Origin of the sequence: Oryzisolibacter propanilivorax, assembly GCF_900103645.1 — a bacterium.
In the GTDB taxonomy this organism is placed as follows: Bacteria; Pseudomonadota; Gammaproteobacteria; order Burkholderiales; family Burkholderiaceae_C; genus Melaminivora; species Melaminivora propanilivorax.
Genome location: NZ_FNHP01000015.1, coordinates 32618 through 49711 on the forward strand (window position 1 = coordinate 32618; position 17094 = coordinate 49711).

A 17094-nucleotide genomic window follows, 5' to 3' on the forward strand; every position below is an offset into this window, starting at 1 on the left:
TGTCTCCCTACCAGGTGATGACCGGACGGATCACGGTCTTGATTTGCGAACGATTGATCGGGCCGAAGTAGCGGCCGTCGAAGGATGTGGCGCTCACGTCCGACATAAGCAGCACCTCGGAATTGCCGAGCGTGTAGCTGTTGGACTGATAGCGCGGCAGCGGCCGACCGGCCTTGTCGGCCTTGATCGGCGCGCTGAGGGGCAGCAGCTCGCCGTTGACGCGCACGCCGTCATCGGCGACGGCGACGGCATCGTCTTTAGCGGCTAAAACGCGCTTCATCATGTAGCCGTAGCCGCCCTGGCAGAAGCCGGCCCCGATGTAGCCCCTCTCCTTGGCGTCATCGAACACGCCGAGCTGCGGCGGGCAGAAGAGGACGTAGGCCCCCTTCTCCACCGGCGCGCTGCTCGTCCAGTACAGGCCGACCGGAATGCTCTTGGTGGTGTTCACGCGGGCACCGGCGGCATAGCCGCCGGCGGCCAGCAGCAGGGCGGCCACGCCCGCGATGACGACGCCTGCCGCGATGCGTTTCAGGATGCGGCTCATATCGTGATGCCCTCCCCTTCCGTCTCGGCCTGTGCGACGGCGCGCAGGCGGTCGCTGACCTTGGGCGCAGGGATCGCGGCGCGTGCCGAGAACACTGGGTCTTTGAAGTACAGGGGTTGCTTGCCGTAGATCGCCGGGTAGCCCGCGACGTAGATCACCATGTCGCCGGCTTCTTCGATCTCGCCCTGGGCGTTCTTCTTTGGCCCCGGCATGCGCAGGCATTCGTCGGGCGTCAGCAAGGGCCGCTGCACTTCCTGGTAAGTGCGCGACACCTGGCCCAGCATCGCCGCCGTGCGGCGGCCGCTGGTCGTGATCTGCTCCTTCACCACGGTGGTCTGCCCGGTGAGGCGGGACAGGTGTTCGGCCGTCTCGACGCGGTTGGGCGGGTAGGCGTTCTGCACGTGGCAGTTCGACGTGATGCTTTCGTCGTGGCCGTAGCCCGTCTCGCGGCTCTTGAGCTGGTTAATGTCCTGGCAGATGAGGTAGCACTTGATGCCGTAGCCGGCCACGAAGGCCAGCGACTCTTGCATGATCTCCAGCTTCCCGAGGCTCGGGAACTCGTCCAGCATCATCAAGAGCCGGTGCTTGTAGTGCGCCACCGGCCGGCCGCCCTCGAAGTCCATCTTGTCGGCCAGCAGGCGCACGATCATGTTCACCATGACGCGCACCAGCGGCCGCAGGCGGGCCTTATCGTTGGGCTGGGTGACAATGTAGAGGCTTACCGGGTCGTCCTCGTGCATCAACTGCTTGATGCGGAAGTCCGACCGGCTGACGTTGCGGGCCACCACGGGGTCGCGGTACAGGGCCAGGTACGACTTGGCCGTGGACAGCACCGATCCGGCTTCTTCCTCGGGCCGATCCATCATGTCGCGGGCCGCCGAGCCGATGGCGTGATGGTTCTGGCCGTCTACGTGCCCGTAGGTCGCCATTTCCATCCAAAGCTCGCCAATGTCCCGGTTCGGGTCGGCCAGCATCGCATCGACGGACGGCAGCGTGGCGGTGCCGCCATCGTCCTTGGCCTTGTACAGCGCGTGCAGGATCACGCCGACCAGGAGCGCGAAGGCGGTCTTCTGCCAGTGCGAGTCCAGGCCCTTGCCGTCCGGGTCAACGATCAGCGTGGCAAGGTTCTGCACGTCACCCACCTCGTATTCGGTGCCGAGGCGGATTTCGTCCAGCGGATTCCAGCAGACGCCGCCCGAGGTGCTGGCCGGCTCGAAGCGCAGCACCTTGTTCTTGGCGTGCTTCTGCCGCCAGCCGGCGGTCAAGGCCCACAACTCGCCCTTCAAGTCGGTGATGACGCTGCTCGCGCCCCACGACAGCAGCGTGGGCACCACCAGGCCGACGCCCTTGCCCGAGCGCGTGGGCGCGTAGGTCAGCACGTGCTCGGGGCCGCTGTGCCGCAGGTAGAAGAAATTGCCGTCCTTGTCCTGCCAGCCGCCCACGTACACGCCGGTAGCCGTGGGTGCGGCCTTGCCGGTGACGATCTCCAGGACGTTGCGCTCGCGTGGCAGCAGGCCGGCCGCCTGAATGTCCTTCTTCTCGGCCCAGCGGGCCGAGCCGTGCAGGTACTCGTTCGCCTTCGAGCTGTTGGACGTGACGACCTTCGCCACGGCCACGCCCAGCAGGCCCACGGTCGAAACCAGCATCCCCATGCTGCCGGCCTTCATGATCTCGTCCGGGTACTGGCTGTACCACTTGTACGTCCAGTGCAGGATCGACCAGGGCGCGTACACGTGGCCCACGTTGGGGCCGAGGGTCGCGTGATAGGCGAACGTGTGGGCGAAGAACTGCGTCGCGGCCTGGAGGCCGCCGACCATCGAGGCCGCGCCCAGCACCGGCAGCAGCTTGCTCGGCTTCGGTTTGGCGGTTCGGACTTGCGGCCCTACCGCGTTGTTCATCTTGATCTTCATCTACTCCTTCCTTTCGACGTTTTGATGGAGCCTTTCGCGGTGATCGAGACGGCATCGCCGACCGCGATGCGCGTCAAGCGCCGGGCCGTGGCCTGGTCGATGGGCATAACCATGACCTCATCACCTCGTTTCAAGAGGGCCAGCGCCTGGCCCTCGATAGTCCTGGTGCCCTGGAACGTGAGCGCACCATCACCGGCAGTATATCGGGAATGCTTCGGTATATCGAAACCTTTTAGGCGCTTTGCCTCGCGTTCGGCGATGTACTTGTCGGCGGCGGCGACGCCCGGCGGCGTCTGGCCTACTCCTGTTCCTGGCCGAGAAATTCCCCGTCGCAGTGCGTGATCTGGTTGGGTTCCTTGCTGCTCCACGTGACGAGGAACATCACGCGGCAATAGCACTTCACTTCCGCCGGCGATGCGAACCACACCGAGTTCGGACAGTGCTCGCAAACGGTGCTGGCTTTGGGGCGGCGGTTTTCTTCCAAGGCGTCCAACGTCGGGCTTCCGGTGGACGGTGGCGGCGTGAAGGCCGGCGTCGGCGCGGTCGCCTCGGCCGGCGGCTGGCCGGCCGTCGCCTGCTCGGGCGACGGCTGCGGCTCCGGTAGCGTGCTGGTCGGCAGCGGGCCGCTGTCCAGGGCCGCCAGCGCCGCGTCCAGTTCGTCCTCGATGCTCTGGTCTTTCGGTTCGCTCATGGGTGTTCTCCTTGTTCAAAAGCGCCTGCCGCCGGCTCTCAAGAGCCGGATCGGTGAAGGTGATGGGTAGCTGGGAATCGACGGCGGCGCGGATCATCTGCGCCTTGAACTCCACCGTGCCGTTGACGGTGATGCGGTTGCCGTAGCGTTGCATCGCCAGGCGCAGGGCTTCTTGCAGCCCTTCGCGCGTGGCCTCGCGGGAGACTTGCAGGCGGTCACCGTCATCGCGCACGGCGCTCATGCCGGCGCGGAAGATGATCGTCCCCTTCTTCGTGATGTTGTCCACCGCCGGCGCGTGGCCGGGCTTCGCCTGGCCCTCGCCCCGGATGGTGTTGCCCTTGAGGCCCTGGGCCGCCTCGCGGGCGCGCAGGGCGGCCAGGGCGTCGGCGCCGCCGTGCTGCGCCTCCTTCTTGAGCCAGTCGGCCCACGTGCGCCGGCTGTGCTCGGCGTAGAGGGCCGTGCGCTCCTGCTGGAACTGCTTGTTGATCGCCTGGAGTTCGCTGCGCAGGGCCTTGCTCGCCTGGGCGTACAGCAGCTTCTTGTTCGCGCGGCCCTCGCCGACCACCTTAATCGTGGCGCGGCGCAGGCGGTTCGACCTCTTGGCCGCCTCGATCAGCCGATCCTTGCGATGCCGGGCGCGCTCCAGGGCCTGGGCGCGCGCCGTGGTCAAGCTCTGCTGCTCGGCCTTGTACTTCGCGTACAGCTCCACGGTGTTGACGCGAAGGCGGATGGGGTCTTTGCGGTACTGCCGCTTCGCGGTGGTTTGCGCCTGCCGTTCGGGCGAAGCCTCGAACGGGCCAAGCCGCGCCTCCAGGCTCGGCTTGGAAAGGTCGCGGGCTACTGTGCTCGCCTTCACCATCGTTCCGTCGCCGGCCTCGAACACGAGGCCATTGGCGCGGACGCGCAGCTCCATTCCGTTGTCCCGCATGACCTGGTGCAGTTCCTGCCAGGACTGCGCGCCCTTGATCTCGTCCAGGCACTCGCGCTTGATCCAGCCGACCAGGCTTTCAACGCCGGCATGCCGCTCCATGTCGGCGGCCCGGCCCTCCGCGCCGCGCTTGCGCGGCTCGTGGTTGTCGCGCTCCAGGCCGTAGTCGCGCTCCAGGGCCGTGCAGAGTTCCGCCAGCGCCCGGTGCGGGTAGTACGGCTCGTGCATCGTGTGCCGCGTCGGGTGAATCTTGTTGATGGCGATGTGGATGTGCAGGTTGTCGGTGTCGTTGTGGACGGCACTGATTCGCTGATGCTCGCCATAACCCAGCCCGACGCAGATGCGTTCCTCAATCGCGCGCAAGGTGTCGGCGCTGGGCTGCTCGCCGGCCCGGAAGCTGACGATCAGGTGGTAGGTCTTGTCGCCCTTCGCGCGGGTGTTCGTGTGCTGGGTCGCCAGCACCTCCGTGATGGCGTCCTGGATGGAACCGGCTTCGCAGTTCGTCGCCTGCACGTGGCCCAGCCGGTGGTCTTTGCTTTGGGCGTCGGTGATGTAGTTCGCCAGGCCCGCGAAGTCGCTCTTGCCAAGCGAGCGCATCGGCACGTGCTTGGCGATCATGGCCGCCCCTCCGGCTTTTTAGCCGCTAAAGAAGTCAAGGCTCGGCCCTCGGCTGAACCACGGCCTTCATGATCCGGCTCATTTCGTCCTGGGTGGCCTCGATCCGGCCCAGCAGGGCCAGGATGGTCGCCTCGCCGAACTGGAGCGTTCGCACGTCATCGGTCAGCCAGAGCTTGAGCAGGCCGCCAAGGCGGCCAAGGTCGCCGTTGACGCGCACCAGCTCGCGCACGTGCTGGTAGTCCATGACGCCCTTGATCTGGTAGCCCTGGCCCACGTCGCGCAGATAGCGCGCCACGCTGACGCCCGCCCTCTTGGCGTTCGCCTCGATCTCGTCTTTCTCTTCGGGGAACACCGGCACCCGCAGGTGCTGCCGCCGCCGGCGGCCGTGTTCCTTTTCGTCGTTCTCCATGCCTCGCCTCGTCTCTCATGCCGGCGGTAGCCGGCTGCCTCGCAGAGCAGGATGACCCGTTGAGCGCCCCCGGCGCGAATAAGGGACAGTGAAGATAGATAACCGGCTCGCCGGTTAGCTAACTTCACACATCCTGCCCGCCTTACGGCGTTAATAACACCAAGGAAAGTCTACACCAGCCATTACGATTTATCCGCAACTATCGCGCTATCAGGCCGCAAAAGCAGCAACGGATATAGCGAAAACCGCCACAATGGCCCATAATGCCGCTATCGAAGCGTGCCAATGCACGCCGATAGCGGACTTTTTGCGTTTCCGTAGCGCCGCTTAGTAGCGTTACATTTGCGATGAGAGGATTAGATGGACGAACACGATGCCAAAGACCTACCCCGAAGAGCTGGCTGAATGGGTGAAGGGACGGGAAGCCAAGAAGCCGCGCCAGGACAAGCACGTGGTCGCGTTCCTGGCCGTCAAGAGCGACGTTCAAGCGGCGCTCGATGCGGGCTATGCGATGAAAACGATCTGGGAGCACATGAAGGAAACCGGCCGGCTGCGCTGTCGGTACGAAACCTTCACCCAGCACGTGAAGCGGTACATCAAGGCCGCGCCGGTAGCTTCCCCGCCGCCTCCCGCCACTCCCCCGGACAGCCAGCCCAAGGGCGCGAAGCCCGAGCCGAAGGCCGCCCCGCCGGCCTCGGAATCCAAGAGTGAGCCGCCCAAGATCGGCGGCTTCACGTTTGATGCGACTCCAAAGAAAGAGGATTTACTGTAATGGCGAAAATTCACATGGTTCTGCAAGGCAAGGGCGGCGTCGGCAAGTCGATGATCGCGGCCACCATCGCGCAGTACAAAGCCGGCAAGGGACAGAAGCCGCTTTGCATCGACACCGATCCGGTGAACGCGACGTTCGAGGGCTACAAAGCCCTCAACGTGCGCCGGCTCAACATCATGGACGGCGACGAGATCAACACCCGGAATTTCGACGCCCTGGTCGAGATGATCGCGTCGGCCGAGGGCGACGTCATCATCGACAACGGGGCCAGCTCGTTCGTGCCGCTGTCGCACTACCTCATCAGCAACCAGGTGCCGGCGCTGCTCCAGGACATGGGCCACGAACTCGTGGTGCATACGGTCGTCACCGGCGGCCAGGCCCTGGTGGACACGGTGAGCGGCTTCGCCCAGCTCGCCAGCCAGTTCCCGGCCGAATGCCTGTTCGTGGTCTGGCTGAACCCGTATTGGGGGCCAATCGAGCACGAGGGCAAGGGGTTCGAGCAGTTGAAGGCGTACACGACCAACAAGGGCCGTGTGTCCGCCATCATCCAGATTCCGGCGCTGAAAGAGGAAACCTACGGCCGCGACTTCGCCGAAATGCTCCAGGATCGGCGCACCTTCGATGAGGCCCTGGCCGATTCGGCGCTCACGATCATGACGCGGCAGCGGCTCAAGATCGTGAAAACCCAGCTCTTCGCCCAGCTCGAAAACGCGGCGGTGCTCTGATGGCGGCCGACGACAAGATCGAGGAGCTGATACGGGAGATCGCGGCCAAGCACGGCATCGCCGTGGGCCGCGACGATCCGATCTTGATCCTCCAGACCATCAACATGAAGCTGATGCAGGACAGCGCATCGGCCCAGCAGGAAATCTTGGACGCCTTCAAGTCGGAACTGGAGTCCATCGCCCACCGATGGGGTGATGACGCCAAGGGAAAGGCGGAAAGGACGCTCAACGCGGCGTTGGCGGCCAGCAAGGACGCCATGACGCGGGGAATGCAGGAGGGCGCGAAGGCGGCCGCCGAGGCCGTGCGGCGTGAGGTTGAGGCGGTGACGGCGCAGCTCGTCGCGCCGATCCGCGAGGCGCGGCGCGTCGCCATGATGAACATGGTCGCGGCCGGCATGGCGGTCGTGGCCGCCGGCCTGGCCCTGTGGGCCTCGCTGTAGATGGCGATGCGGGATCTCATCGTCAGAACTGGCGATGGTCGACCGCGCCGGCGGCATCGCCAGGTTCGGCGATGCTGGCCAGCTCCCGGCATCGTCGCTTGTGACGATGCTGCAGGATGATTCCACCAGGCCCTCGGCGGGCCTCCCTCGCCAGAAATGGCGATGCTCGAGAAAAAAGCCCGGCGACCGCCGGGCTTCGTTTTTATGCGGGCCTGGCTGACAGGCCCAAGGACTGCGATCTCCCTGGCCGCTCCTGGGCCTGGGATTGCTTGCGCTCCTGCTCCTGCTTGCGCATCAGCAGCTCATGCCGGCGGGCGGCCTCGCGCATGGCATCCCAATCGGAAGCCAGCTCGGGGTTCTCGGCGCGCATCTTGCGCGTCGCCAGCTCTTCGATCTTCGGCGAGTGCAGGCCCATGCCTTCCTTGATCTCGCGGACGGCCTCCAGGCGCGCGTGAAGCGTCTGCAAGCGGGCCTGCTGCTGCGCCTGCTGGTTCTGCCAGGCTCGCTTAGAGCCGGGCAAGGAAAGCCGGCCAGGCGCGGACGCCTGGGTCTGCTGCAAACGGGCCTGCTGCCGGTCGATCAGGTTTTCTAGCCTGTCCTCGATGTGCTCCACCTGGTCGTGCTTGGCCTGCACGTAGAGCGCCAGGGTTTCGGGGTAGGACTGCTCGACCGGGGCCGCCTCTAGGGTGGCCTGCTGCTCGATCTCGGCCGCCTGGGCGGCCTCCAGCAAGTCGGCTCCGGTGTCCTCGCGCGAAGCGCCGAAGGCGGCACCGCCGAGGGTGGCCGGCGCGCTGACGCGGGCCGGCTTGGTGGCGCGGCTCTCGGTGCCGCTGCCGGGGATGGTGAGTCGTTTCAAGGGCGTGCCTCCTTTTTAGCCGCTAAAGCTACATGGAGCGCCCCCGCGTCAGTTTCGGGGCCTCTGCGGCGACTGCCGCCTTGCCCTGGGCGTTGTAGCTGATGCTCTTTGCGCTCCCAATTTCAGGTACTTTATCGAAATCTGACCGAGCGTGCATGACAAAGTTCTTGCCGATCTGCTGGTACACGTTGGTGGCGTCGGCATGAACGATCACGCCGGCGTGGGTCTGCTTCTTGTCGGCCGCTTGGGCCGTGTACAGGTTGTAGATGCCGGGCTTCAACGCGCCCGCCTTGTCTACTTTCTGATTCGTCCAAGCGCCGTCCTTTTCGGCCTGAACGATGCGTTGACCGTTCATGACCAAGAGGCGTTCTTTCATCGGGCACTCCTATGGTTGCCGTAGTTCTCAAAAGGGTGATGGTGGCCCCATGCAAGCCGCGCTCCAACAAAAAAGCCGACCTCGGCAAAGCGAGGCCGGCTCTTCCCAGCGGCCGGGTTGTGCGTTTTGTCAGGGTTCCAGGGTAATTTTAAGGAAAACCAACCGATTTATCAGGTCTTTTTGCGTCCGCCGCTGGTCGGATCGGCCGCCCGGCCTTGCGCCATGACGGTTTCCAGGGCCTCCAGCCGGCCGCGAAGCCCGGCCGCTTCCTCGCGGGCCTGGGCAGCGTCGCGCTTCGCCTGGTCGCGCTCGCCCTGGGCGGCGGTCAGCCGCTCGGCCTGGCGGTGTGCCTCGGCCGCCATCGCCTTGCGCTGCTCCTGGTGGGCCTGCTCGGCCGCCTCGGCCTTGGCCTGCACCTTCACCAGCTCCGCGCGCACCTGGTCGCGCTCGGCGGCGGCCGCCTCGGTGGCCTTCCGCTGCTCGGCCTGAGCGGCGCGCGCCTGGTCGGTCGCCTGGTTCGCCCGCTCCAGGTCGGCACGCAGCTCGCCGGCGCGGCGCTCGATCTCGGCGGTACGGCTGTTCGCGGCCGCGAGGTCGGCCCGCAGGGCCTCCACCTGGTCGGCGCTGGCCGTGGCCCTCTCCTGGGCCTTGTCGCGCTCTGCGCGCGCCTGGCGGGCTTCCTGATGGGCGTGATCCAGCTCCGTGCGCAGCTCGCCGGCCCTGGCCTCGGCCGTGGCCGCGCGCTCGCTGGTCGCCGCGAGCTTGCCGCGCAGCTCGTCGGCCTCGCCCTTGGCGGCCGCCTCGACGGCCTCCAGGGCCGCGATGCGGGCCTTGGCCTCGTCCAGCTCGCCGGTGAGCTGGTCGGCCAGCTCTGCGGCTTCCTGGCGCGCTGCTTCCGTCTCCTGGCGCACGGCCTCCAGCGCCTCGCGCTCGGCGGCCAGGCGGTTGTTCGCCATTTCCAGCGCCACGGCCCACAAGTCGCCGCCCAGCTCGGCCAGCTTGTCAGTGATCGCCTGCGGTGCCGGCTCGCGGATCGGGGCGGCCTGGCTGGCCTTGCGTGCGCGCCACTCGTTCATCGCCTCGCTGATGGTGGTGAAGCTGCCGCTGCCGAGCTGCTTGCGCACGTTCGCCAGCGTGGGGTTCTGGCCGGCCGCGTCCAGTTCGTCGGCCACCGCAAATATCTGCTCCTTCGAGATCGCCATGTCGGGCCTCCTTTGGCCGGTTGTATGTTGTAGCGTGAAGCATACTACAACATACAACACTACGCAAGCGGTTTAGCTGAACTTTTTTTAGCGGCTAAAACGCGGGCAAAAAAAGCCCCGCTCGATGGCGGGGCGATGGGTGGGGGTCGGTGGTCGGCGATGCCCGGCGCTGGGCGTGTCAGCCCTCCAGCAGCGCGACAAGCTGCACGGTGCCAAGGTCGGCCTCGAACTCCTGGCCGTCATCCTCGTATTTGAGCCAGGCCCAGCCCTCGGCCGGGGGCCGGCGGTTGAGGATCAGCCGTGCCGGCCGGTCGTCGTGCTTGACCTGGATGATGGCCTTCTTGAGCTTGTCGGGGTCGGCCTCCTTCGGCTCCTTCTTCCCCTTGGCGTCATCATCCTGCGGCCCCTGCTCGCCGTCGCCGGCCTCGGCGTCGGTCTTGCCGGTCAGCGCATCGACGGTGTTGGGATCACGGTCGCCGTCCTCGTGACTGCGCTTGTCCTCCAGGAACTCGCGCAGCAGCTTCACCGAGCCGCGCGTCAGCTCCTGGCTGTCGTCGGCCAGCCAGGCGGCCACCTCGTCGGGGTTCTTCTTGTAGGCCGTCACCAGCTCGTTGATGACAGTCACGTCCTTGCCCCGGCCGCTATTGAACGCCTCGGCAATGGGTTCGGGCAAGTCCAGCAGCGTGACGTGCTGCGTGACGAAGGCCGGCGACTTGCCGATCTCCTTGGCGATCTCGCCCTTCTTCTTGCCCTTCGCCAGCTCGCGGCCGATGAAGTCGGCGATCTCACGCGCCGTCAGCTCGTTGCGTTGCAGGTTCTCGATAACCTGGTCGGCCTCGTTGTAGTCGTTGTCGATGAAGGCCGGGATCGTGGTCTTGTGCGCCCACTTCGAGCCGCGATAGCGCCGCGCGCCGTGGTTGATGAGGTAGCGCCCCGGTGCGTCCGGGTTCTCGCGCACGCTGATGGGCGACTTCACGCCGCGCGCTTTGATCGTCTCGCCGATCTCCGCGATGCTCTCCGGCGAGAAGCCGGGGTTGTCGGCCGTGCGCGGCTGGTGCGGGTCTTCGTCGATCAGGTCAAGCGGCAGCTCCTGCGGGCCTGCGCCGCCGGCGTTGGCCGCCGGCTGCTCGTTCAGCAGGCCGGCCAGGTCGCCCAGCCCGTCCAGGCCCAGCCCGGACGATTGCGGCTTGTCCTGCTCCTTCTTCTTGGCGTTGGTCTTGGCGCTCATTGCGCGATCTCCATCTTCGTGAACACGTAATCCGCCAGCGCACGCACCTCCTGGGTGGCCTTCCGCGCGGCGGTCTTCTTGATCTTCCACACCGGCATCTGCTCGCCCAGCGCCTCGGCGATGCTGTCACGCGCGCCGATGCTGAACGGCAAGATGAGCTGCGGGTATGCCTGCTGCAACGTCGCCAGGTTGTTGACGTGGCGCGGCTTCCGCGCGTCCACCTTGTTCGGCACCATGCCGAGGAAGCGCAGCTTGGGGTTCTGCTTGCGCAGGTTGCTGATGACCGCGACCATCTTCTTCATGCCCTGCAAGCTGTACGCCTCCATTTCGATGGGCGACAGCATGTAGTCGGCCGTCAGCACGGCCGCCGTCATGGCGACGCCAAGGGAGGGGGCCGTGTCGATCAGGCACACGTCGAAGAACTCGCCCAGCGCGGCCACACTGGCCCGCAGCGCGGCGGCCGCCTGGGAAAGCTCCATCTTGTCCAGGTTCGCCAGGTTGGCGTCTGCCGCGATCAGCGCCAGGCCGTCATCCTCCCGGTCAGCGAACCAGGCGCGCAGCTCGTCGCCGCCGGCGGTGAACATGCGACTGGCGGGATAGCCCGAGTCGTGGCCGGCCAGCGTCCAGCTCGCATTGCCCTGGGTGTCCAGGTCGATCACTGCAACCCGAAGGCCGCGCTCCTGGAAGTCGAACGCCAGGTGGCAGGTTGCGAACGTCTTGCCTTGACCGCCTTTCTGAATTGCCGTGACCAGTGTTTTCATGAGTTGGGTTCCTGTTTCCTCTTTCCCTTGGCGTCGGCTTCCCAACGCTTGACGATGAACGCTTGATGCTCCGGCAGTACCGCCGTCACCCGCTCGAAGCCCTGCGGGAGCACTTCCCCCGCCACTGCCCACACGCGGCTGACCGCTTGCGATACCGCCCCCTTGGTCAGCCCCAGCGAGGCCACAAACTCGGCCTGGGGCCTTCCATCGACCAGCACGCCGCGCGCTATGTCGATGGTCTGTTGCCCGATCTCCAGGCCCTTGATCGCCGCCTGGAATTGGGCTTCGGTTAGCCGTTTCTTCATGGAGAACACCCATATAAACTCCACACCCGGTTGTTGAACAAAAGGCGGTGCCAGCCGCCGACCATGTGCAGAAGTTTAGCTAAACTCGCCGCCCGCGTCAAGCGTTTTAGCGGCTAAAAATGGGCGCGTGATCTTCTTTCTTGGCGTTCAACCTGGCCGCGTCAGCGGCACTCATGAAGAACGTCATCAGCGGGCCGACCGTGCGGCTCGAACCGTTGGCAAAGCACACGTCGAACTGACCGCCGGCGGTGTGCGGATCGACGCCTTCCACCAGTCGCCAGGGGTCAAGGCCCCATTCCTCGGATTGCGCGCTGTACCAATAGGCCGGCGCATCGCCGTTCAAGTCGCTGGCCGCGTACTCGCGCACCAGGACGGCCACCCGGCCGGTGTTCGGCTCCACGAATCCCGGCGGGTAGGGTAGGGTCTGTTTTTTCATGTCAAAGCCCCTTCGGCTTGTAGATCGAAACGAAGTAGGTGATCGCGGTCAGCACCGCGAAGTACGCCAGGAACGACCAACCGGCATACACGCCAGGCGTGTTCCAGTGGTAGAGCATCCGCACGAACTGGAAGAAGGTGGCAATCGACAGCACCCACTTGAGGATCGGCCAGACCAGCACGGTCGCCACCCATACGAACTTGACCAGGCCGGCCAGCAGGCCAGCACCGGGGGCCTTGTTGGGGGCAGCAGACGCGGCGGCAGGCTCCACCGGCGCGGGCGCGGCGGGCTGCTCGATCTCCTTGGGGAACTTGATGATGTTGGACATAGCTTGACCCTCCACGCGCTTACGTGTTGAATGCTGGGTGCTCCCACTCGGAAGCATGGTTACGGTGTGCCAGCACCAGGCCAAGCGCCCCGGATCACTCCGGGGCGTTCCTCCACCTGGGGCCGCCCTTGATCTTGCCTCGGCTCACGCAATACTCCTTCTTGGCGTCCTCGATAGGCCCGGCCGTTGCCGACCGGGCCATGTGCTCTTACCAGCCGGCCCGGCGCTTGGCCTGCTCGACGGCTTCCATCGACCAATGGCCCTTGGCCTGCCCCTCCAGGGAGCATCCGGCGAAGTACGCCTTGCCGCGCAGTTCCTCGGCTTTGCACACCAGCTCGGCCGCCTCGGCCATCATGGCCGCGATCTCGTCACGGCGGGCCGGGAAGTCGGTCGCTGCCGCGCCCTCCAGCTCGTCAATCCAGGGCATAATCTTGTTGTCGCTCATCGGACTTTCTCCGGTAGTTGACCTGGGCAATGTGCCCGGCCTTCAAGTGCTATATTAGGGCAAAATGCCCTAACCTGTCAAGCACTTTAGCTAAACTTTTTTCGCTTTACCGGAATCCGAAGGCTAAACTTTAGCCGCTAAAACCTTTCCCTTGGCGTCAATCCTCTTTCCAGATCACGCCCAGCCCGGCCTGGTCGCACAGGATCGCCCATGCCGCATAGGGAATCGGGGTGTCCTCGCCGATCCAGCGGCGGATCGTGCGGTCGCCCTTCGCGCCCAGCCCCAGCGCCTTCGCGGCCTTGCTGCCGCTGAACCCGGCCAGGCGCAGCACCTCTCGGACTTCCTCGCCGGTCGGTTGCGCCCAGCGTTCGGCCGGCTTCAAGCACTCCAGCCGGATATTGGCGTCGTTCGTCATTCGTTCGTTCTCCTGGTCAAGTGATAAGCCGCAACTGGTCGAAGCCGTAGATCGACTGGATGCAGCTCGGGTCTGAATCGACCACGCGCCGGCCTGCGCGATTGGTCTTGTACGTTACCGGCCTGTCGTCGTGCGCCCACACCTGGCGGGTGTCGGGATGCACCTTCACGATGATGATGCGCTTGCCGATGTAGCGGTCGAAAACCGGGTGATGGACGCTCACGATCTCGCACCGCTGGCCGGGCTTGAACTCCACCAGGTCGGCCGGGCCTCCATCGCCATTCCTGGCGATGCTGCAGGTTGCCGCGCTCGCTCGCGGCATCGTTGTTTCCGGCGATACAGGCCCGCCCTCGCCCGGCTCGGCATCGTCGGCTTTGACGATGCTGCAGGTCATCGTCGTTTCTGGCGATGCGGGATCTCGCTCCGGGCCTGCGCCGGTGATTTTTCCCTTGGCGTCCAACCCGGCGGCCCTGGCCGCCTTGATCCTGGTCGCGGCCTCGGCCGCCCAGCGCCTGGCGATGAAGGCCCGATGCGAGGGCAGCACCACATCGACCAGGACGAACCCCGGCGGCACCAGGACGGTCGCCGGTGCGCGCCGCGCCGGCGGCTCCAAGCCGGCCAGCCAAGCGGGCAGGGGAGCATCGGCCAGGCGGTCGCGGTAGCTGGCCTCGACCATCACCGGGCGCTTCTTCTCGGCTCGCTGCGCAGCCAGGATGCCGCGCGCAACCTCGTCCACCGTCATGCAGCCCTGCGCCGTGTCGAAGTGCGAGCGGTAGCCCGTTTCGGAGATAAACGGCCTGTCCAGGTCGATGACGTGGAACTGGAAGTGGGCACCCAGCGGCCCGCCGTAGCCGGCCTCGTACTCCACCAGGGCGCGCATGTCGCCATCCGCGACCAGGAACTGGCCGCGCTGGCCCCACAAGGGCACGTCGCCAGGCACCGCCGCGCAATGGCGCTCGATGACCTGGCCGGGCGCGTCGTGGTCGGCCATGCTGCCCACGTGCGTTCCGCCGTTCATCTTCCAGATGACGGCCTCGTATCGGTCGCTGGCCGCCTCGGCGGCCGCACCGTCACCGCGCATGATCGCCGCGTCGATCTCCACCACGGCCGCCACGGCGGCGGCCAGCAGCTCGTCGCGGTCGGTGGGCAGCTCGGCCAGCAGCTCGGCCGCCGGCGCGTTCCAGTCCTGGCCCGGCTGGGCCGGCGTCTTGCGTTTCTTCGCCATCGGCCGGCCCCTCAAGTGTCAGCACGCCGCCACGCGATCACGTCGCGGGCTTCGTAGCCGTGGCGCTTGCAGTCGTCGCAGAATCCCGAGCTGAACCCCTTGTGGTTCGTGCCGATCCATGCGGCCGGCTTGCCGCATTCGTGGCCGTAGGTGCCCGGCTCGGCGTTGTGGCACTTGCCGTCCGTCGCGTAGCTGTTCGTCGGTGCCTGGGGAGCGTTGTTCCTGGTCATGGTCGCCTCCTGGAAGCCCCGGCCGAAGCCGGGGCCGCCCCTCATCAGTCAATAGCCCGGTAGATCGCGGCCGCCTCGGCGTGGCTGGCTGCGAAGCCGCGCAGGAAGTGATAGCGGTCGATCAGGGCATCGCCGGCGTCCGTGTCGGCGGCCTCGGCCGCGAGCTGACCCAGCGCGAACAGGGTTGCGACAATGCCGGCGGCGTCGGCCGACAACTCGCCTCGGAAGCCGTTGCCGTCCACCTCGATCTCCAGGCGGTCGGCCAGGTCGGGGGCCATGTAAAAACCGCCGTCCGACAAGGTGTAGTAGTGCCAATACGCGCCGCTGTAGCGTTCGCAGAGCCGGCGAAGCCAGGCATACACCAGGGCCTCGCCGCGCATCATCAGACGCGGGCCGAAGTAGGCGGGCAGGAAGTCGAGGCGCTGGGCCTCGGCGACCAGGGAAGCGGTAACGGGTTGCTCTTGGGTGTTCATCGGACTTTCTCCGGTAGTTGACCTGGGCGAAATGCCCGGCCTTCAAGTGCTATATTAGGGCAAAATGTCCTAATCGTCAAGCACTTTAGCTAAACGTTTTAGCCGCTAAACCTTGCCCTTTCCCTTGGCGTGCATTACAATGTAATTCACGAACCCAACCGGAGAACCAATCATGGCTGCAAACCAGCTCGTACAAACGCGCATCGACGGCGCGATCAAGGAAGAAGCGGCGGCCGTCCTGGCCGCGATGGGCCTTACCGTGTCCGACGCGGTGCGGCTGCTGCTCACGAAGGTGGCCCAGGACAAGGCGCTGCCCTTCGAGCCGCTGATTCCGAACGCCACCACCATCGAGGCGATGAAGGAAGCCCGCAAGGGCAAGCTGCCGCGCTTCGCCACCGTCAACGATCTGATGGCCGATCTGCATGCGGCAGATTGAGCGCACCGGCCAGTTCAAGCGCGACTACAAGCGCGAGGCGAAAGGGCAGCACCGGGCCACGCTCGACGCCGACCTGGTGCCCGTCCTGGTCGCGCTCGCCGACGACCAGCCGCTGGAACCTCGGCACCGCGACCACGCGCTGACCGGGGACTGGAAGGATCACCGGGATTGCCACGTCAAGCCCGACCTGGTGCTGATCTACCAGAAGCCCGACGCCGACACGCTGCGCCTGGTGCGCCTCGGCTCTCACTCCGAACTCGGCTTGTGATCGGCGCGGGCCTGGCCCCGCGTCTCACGTTTCATTGACACTTGAGGGGCGCTTTCCGCGCCACCGGCCGAGCTGGCCGACCCCCTTCCTTGGCGTAAAACCTGCGGCGGTGGAGCTGCTGCGATGCTTGAGGATCGCGCGGCCGGTCGAACCGCGGCGACCTGGTTGGGGAGTGTGAGGGGGCTTTGCCCCCTCGCAAGCTCTCGAACTTACTGCCTTCCGCCAGGCGCTTGCGCCTGGCTCTCCTAAGCCGTAGCGCCGAAGGCGCTCCATTGTGGGGTGAGGCCGCAAGGCGGCCGAGGGGCGTAGCCCCTGGGGGGATGGGAGGCCGCTTGCGGCCGGGTGGGATCGAGAAGGGGGGTTTCCCCCCTTCGGCGGCCGGTCATGCTGCGCGGTAGCTTGGGCCGTGTTGCCGTTTTTTTCGCCAGCCTCTGGTTAAAACTACCTGGTTATATAAAAAGGTTATAAAGACGGTTAAAAACCTGGTTAGCATGACCGAAAAACGCGCGTAAACCGTTGTCACGCCAAGGAAAAGCGCGAAGAGGCCGCCCCTCAAGTGTCAATGGATAAGCCCCCCATGTGTCAATACGCTGCCCCTCAAGTGTCAAGAACCGCGCCCCTCAAGTGTCAGTAGGGCCGCCCCTCAAGTGTCAATACCGGGGCAGGGTTCCTAACAGGGTTATCCACAACTTCGGTGGATAACTCCATGCCGATCAGGCACTTAGGCCGCCTCGGCGGCCGCCTGGACGGCTCGACCAGGCCGAAATCGGCCGCTGCCCCCCAAGTGTCAACATCGCGCCGGCCCCGCTGCCCCTCAAGTGTCAACGTCAGGGCTGCGCCGGCCGGCCTCGGCCGACTTGTCCCGAAACTGTCCACAACGGCCGCGCCGGTGGGGCAGGGCAGGGAAGGCCCCGGAAACGGGCCAGGAAGGCCCGTCAGGGCCGCAAAGCCCAGCGGCGAGGGCCACCGGCCCGGTGAGGGGTCTCCTCGTTTTCAGTGCAATAAGTGACGGTACGAAAAGCTAGCACTGGCGCGGAGGTGGTGTTGGTAGATCGTTGATTTCATTGACTTTC

At 65.9% G+C, this 17094-nt stretch carries 22 protein-coding genes; 5 read left to right on the forward strand and 17 right to left on the reverse strand.

The window, feature by feature from the left end:
- Positions 1-7 precede the first annotated feature (7 nt).
- Genes traF through traJ form a run of 4 tightly spaced genes read right to left on the reverse strand, consistent with a single transcriptional unit; the run spans position 8 to position 5100 of the window.
- Positions 8-544 (reverse strand): conjugative transfer signal peptidase TraF, encoded by a 537-nt coding sequence (gene traF / locus BLQ61_RS16845; RefSeq protein WP_006122512.1) that lies wholly within the window; start codon positions 542-544, stop codon positions 8-10.
- Complete coding sequence (locus BLQ61_RS16850) at positions 541-2454, reverse strand: type IV secretory system conjugative DNA transfer family protein (RefSeq protein ID WP_000694765.1); 1914 nt, start codon at positions 2452-2454, stop codon at positions 541-543. Before BLQ61_RS16850 ends, traF begins: the two co-directional genes overlap by 4 nt.
- On the reverse strand, positions 2451-4691 hold the full coding sequence (gene traI, locus BLQ61_RS16855; RefSeq protein ID WP_011114057.1) for a TraI/MobA(P) family conjugative relaxase: 2241 nt from the start codon (positions 4689-4691) through the stop codon (positions 2451-2453). The genes BLQ61_RS16850 and traI overlap by 4 nt, the downstream gene beginning before the upstream one ends.
- A 34-nt stretch (positions 4692-4725) precedes the next feature.
- A complete protein-coding gene (traJ, locus tag BLQ61_RS16860; protein ID WP_000426567.1) occupies positions 4726-5100 on the reverse strand; it encodes a conjugal transfer transcriptional regulator TraJ in 375 nt (124 codons plus the stop codon).
- Between the two features lie 373 nt (positions 5101-5473).
- On the opposite strand from traJ, the gene BLQ61_RS16865 reads away from it, so the two are divergent.
- Genes BLQ61_RS16865 through BLQ61_RS16875 form a run of 3 tightly spaced genes read left to right on the forward strand, consistent with a single transcriptional unit; the run spans position 5474 to position 7037 of the window.
- Complete coding sequence (locus tag BLQ61_RS16865) at positions 5474-5872, forward strand: TraK family protein (RefSeq protein ID WP_001127128.1); 399 nt, start codon at positions 5474-5476, stop codon at positions 5870-5872.
- A complete protein-coding gene (locus BLQ61_RS16870) occupies positions 5872-6597 on the forward strand; it encodes a nucleotide-binding protein (RefSeq protein WP_011114058.1) in 726 nt (241 codons plus the stop codon). The genes BLQ61_RS16865 and BLQ61_RS16870 overlap by 1 nt, the downstream gene beginning before the upstream one ends.
- Positions 6597-7037 (forward strand): conjugal transfer protein TraM, encoded by a 441-nt coding sequence (locus BLQ61_RS16875; protein WP_000718516.1) that lies wholly within the window; start codon positions 6597-6599, stop codon positions 7035-7037. The genes BLQ61_RS16870 and BLQ61_RS16875 overlap by 1 nt, the downstream gene beginning before the upstream one ends.
- A 202-nt stretch (positions 7038-7239) precedes the next feature.
- Here the strand turns inward: BLQ61_RS16875 and kfrC are convergent, their stop codons facing one another.
- The 13 genes from kfrC to BLQ61_RS16940 all read right to left on the reverse strand — a co-directional run bounded on the left by kfrC (position 7240) and on the right by BLQ61_RS16940 (position 15317).
- The gene (gene kfrC, locus BLQ61_RS16880; protein WP_000826922.1) at positions 7240-7893 is read right to left on the reverse strand and encodes an IncP plasmid survival protein KfrC; all 654 of its coding nucleotides are present in this window, start codon (positions 7891-7893) and stop codon (positions 7240-7242) included.
- A 28-nt stretch (positions 7894-7921) separates the two neighbouring features.
- Entirely contained in the window at positions 7922-8269 is a 348-nt protein-coding gene (gene kfrB, locus BLQ61_RS16885; protein WP_000664557.1) for an IncP plasmid survival protein KfrB, read from the reverse strand.
- A gap of 170 nt (positions 8270-8439) precedes the next feature.
- On the reverse strand, positions 8440-9471 hold the full coding sequence (locus BLQ61_RS16890; protein ID WP_011114059.1) for a DNA-binding protein: 1032 nt from the start codon (positions 9469-9471) through the stop codon (positions 8440-8442).
- Positions 9472-9649: 178 nt separating this feature from the next.
- Entirely contained in the window at positions 9650-10699 is a 1050-nt protein-coding gene (locus BLQ61_RS16895) for a transcriptional repressor gene korB (RefSeq protein WP_011114060.1), read from the reverse strand.
- Positions 10696-11460, reverse strand: a complete 765-nt coding sequence (locus tag BLQ61_RS16900; protein ID WP_011114061.1) for a ParA family protein — start codon at positions 11458-11460, stop codon at positions 10696-10698. Before BLQ61_RS16900 ends, BLQ61_RS16895 begins: the two co-directional genes overlap by 4 nt.
- Entirely contained in the window at positions 11457-11765 is a 309-nt protein-coding gene (locus BLQ61_RS16905; protein WP_011114062.1) for a transcriptional regulator KorA, read from the reverse strand. Before BLQ61_RS16905 ends, BLQ61_RS16900 begins: the two co-directional genes overlap by 4 nt.
- Before the next feature lie 106 nt (positions 11766-11871).
- Entirely contained in the window at positions 11872-12201 is a 330-nt protein-coding gene (locus tag BLQ61_RS16910; RefSeq protein ID WP_011114064.1) for a DUF2761 domain-containing protein, read from the reverse strand.
- A gap of 1 nt (position 12202) precedes the next feature.
- The gene (gene kleE / locus BLQ61_RS16915; protein ID WP_011114065.1) at positions 12203-12529 is read right to left on the reverse strand and encodes a KleE stable inheritance protein; all 327 of its coding nucleotides are present in this window, start codon (positions 12527-12529) and stop codon (positions 12203-12205) included.
- A 208-nt stretch (positions 12530-12737) separates the two neighbouring features.
- On the reverse strand, positions 12738-12974 hold the full coding sequence (kleA, locus tag BLQ61_RS16920; RefSeq protein WP_011114066.1) for a stable inheritance protein KleA: 237 nt from the start codon (positions 12972-12974) through the stop codon (positions 12738-12740).
- 157 nt (positions 12975-13131) lie between these two features.
- Positions 13132-13389 (reverse strand): transcriptional repressor KorC, encoded by a 258-nt coding sequence (gene korC, locus BLQ61_RS16925; RefSeq protein WP_011114067.1) that lies wholly within the window; start codon positions 13387-13389, stop codon positions 13132-13134.
- A 16-nt stretch (positions 13390-13405) separates the two neighbouring features.
- On the reverse strand, positions 13406-14614 hold the full coding sequence (locus BLQ61_RS16930) for a hypothetical protein (protein ID WP_011114068.1): 1209 nt from the start codon (positions 14612-14614) through the stop codon (positions 13406-13408).
- Positions 14615-14625: 11 nt separating this feature from the next.
- Positions 14626-14844 (reverse strand): hypothetical protein, encoded by a 219-nt coding sequence (locus tag BLQ61_RS16935; protein ID WP_012478187.1) that lies wholly within the window; start codon positions 14842-14844, stop codon positions 14626-14628.
- Between the two features lie 44 nt (positions 14845-14888).
- Positions 14889-15317 carry an antirestriction protein gene (locus BLQ61_RS16940; protein WP_011114069.1) on the reverse strand — a complete coding sequence of 143 codons (429 nt, stop codon included), beginning with the start codon at positions 15315-15317 and terminating at the stop codon, positions 14889-14891.
- 172 nt (positions 15318-15489) lie between these two features.
- Here BLQ61_RS16940 and BLQ61_RS16945 point away from each other — a divergent pair, with 172 nt between their 5' ends.
- Both BLQ61_RS16945 and BLQ61_RS16950 read left to right on the forward strand, forming a co-directional pair.
- Entirely contained in the window at positions 15490-15753 is a 264-nt protein-coding gene (locus tag BLQ61_RS16945) for a type II toxin-antitoxin system RelB/DinJ family antitoxin (protein ID WP_011114070.1), read from the forward strand.
- Positions 15740-16021 carry a type II toxin-antitoxin system YafQ family toxin gene (locus BLQ61_RS16950; RefSeq protein ID WP_011114071.1) on the forward strand — a complete coding sequence of 94 codons (282 nt, stop codon included), beginning with the start codon at positions 15740-15742 and terminating at the stop codon, positions 16019-16021. The genes BLQ61_RS16945 and BLQ61_RS16950 overlap by 14 nt, the downstream gene beginning before the upstream one ends.
- The last annotated feature ends 1073 nt before the right edge of the window (positions 16022-17094 follow it).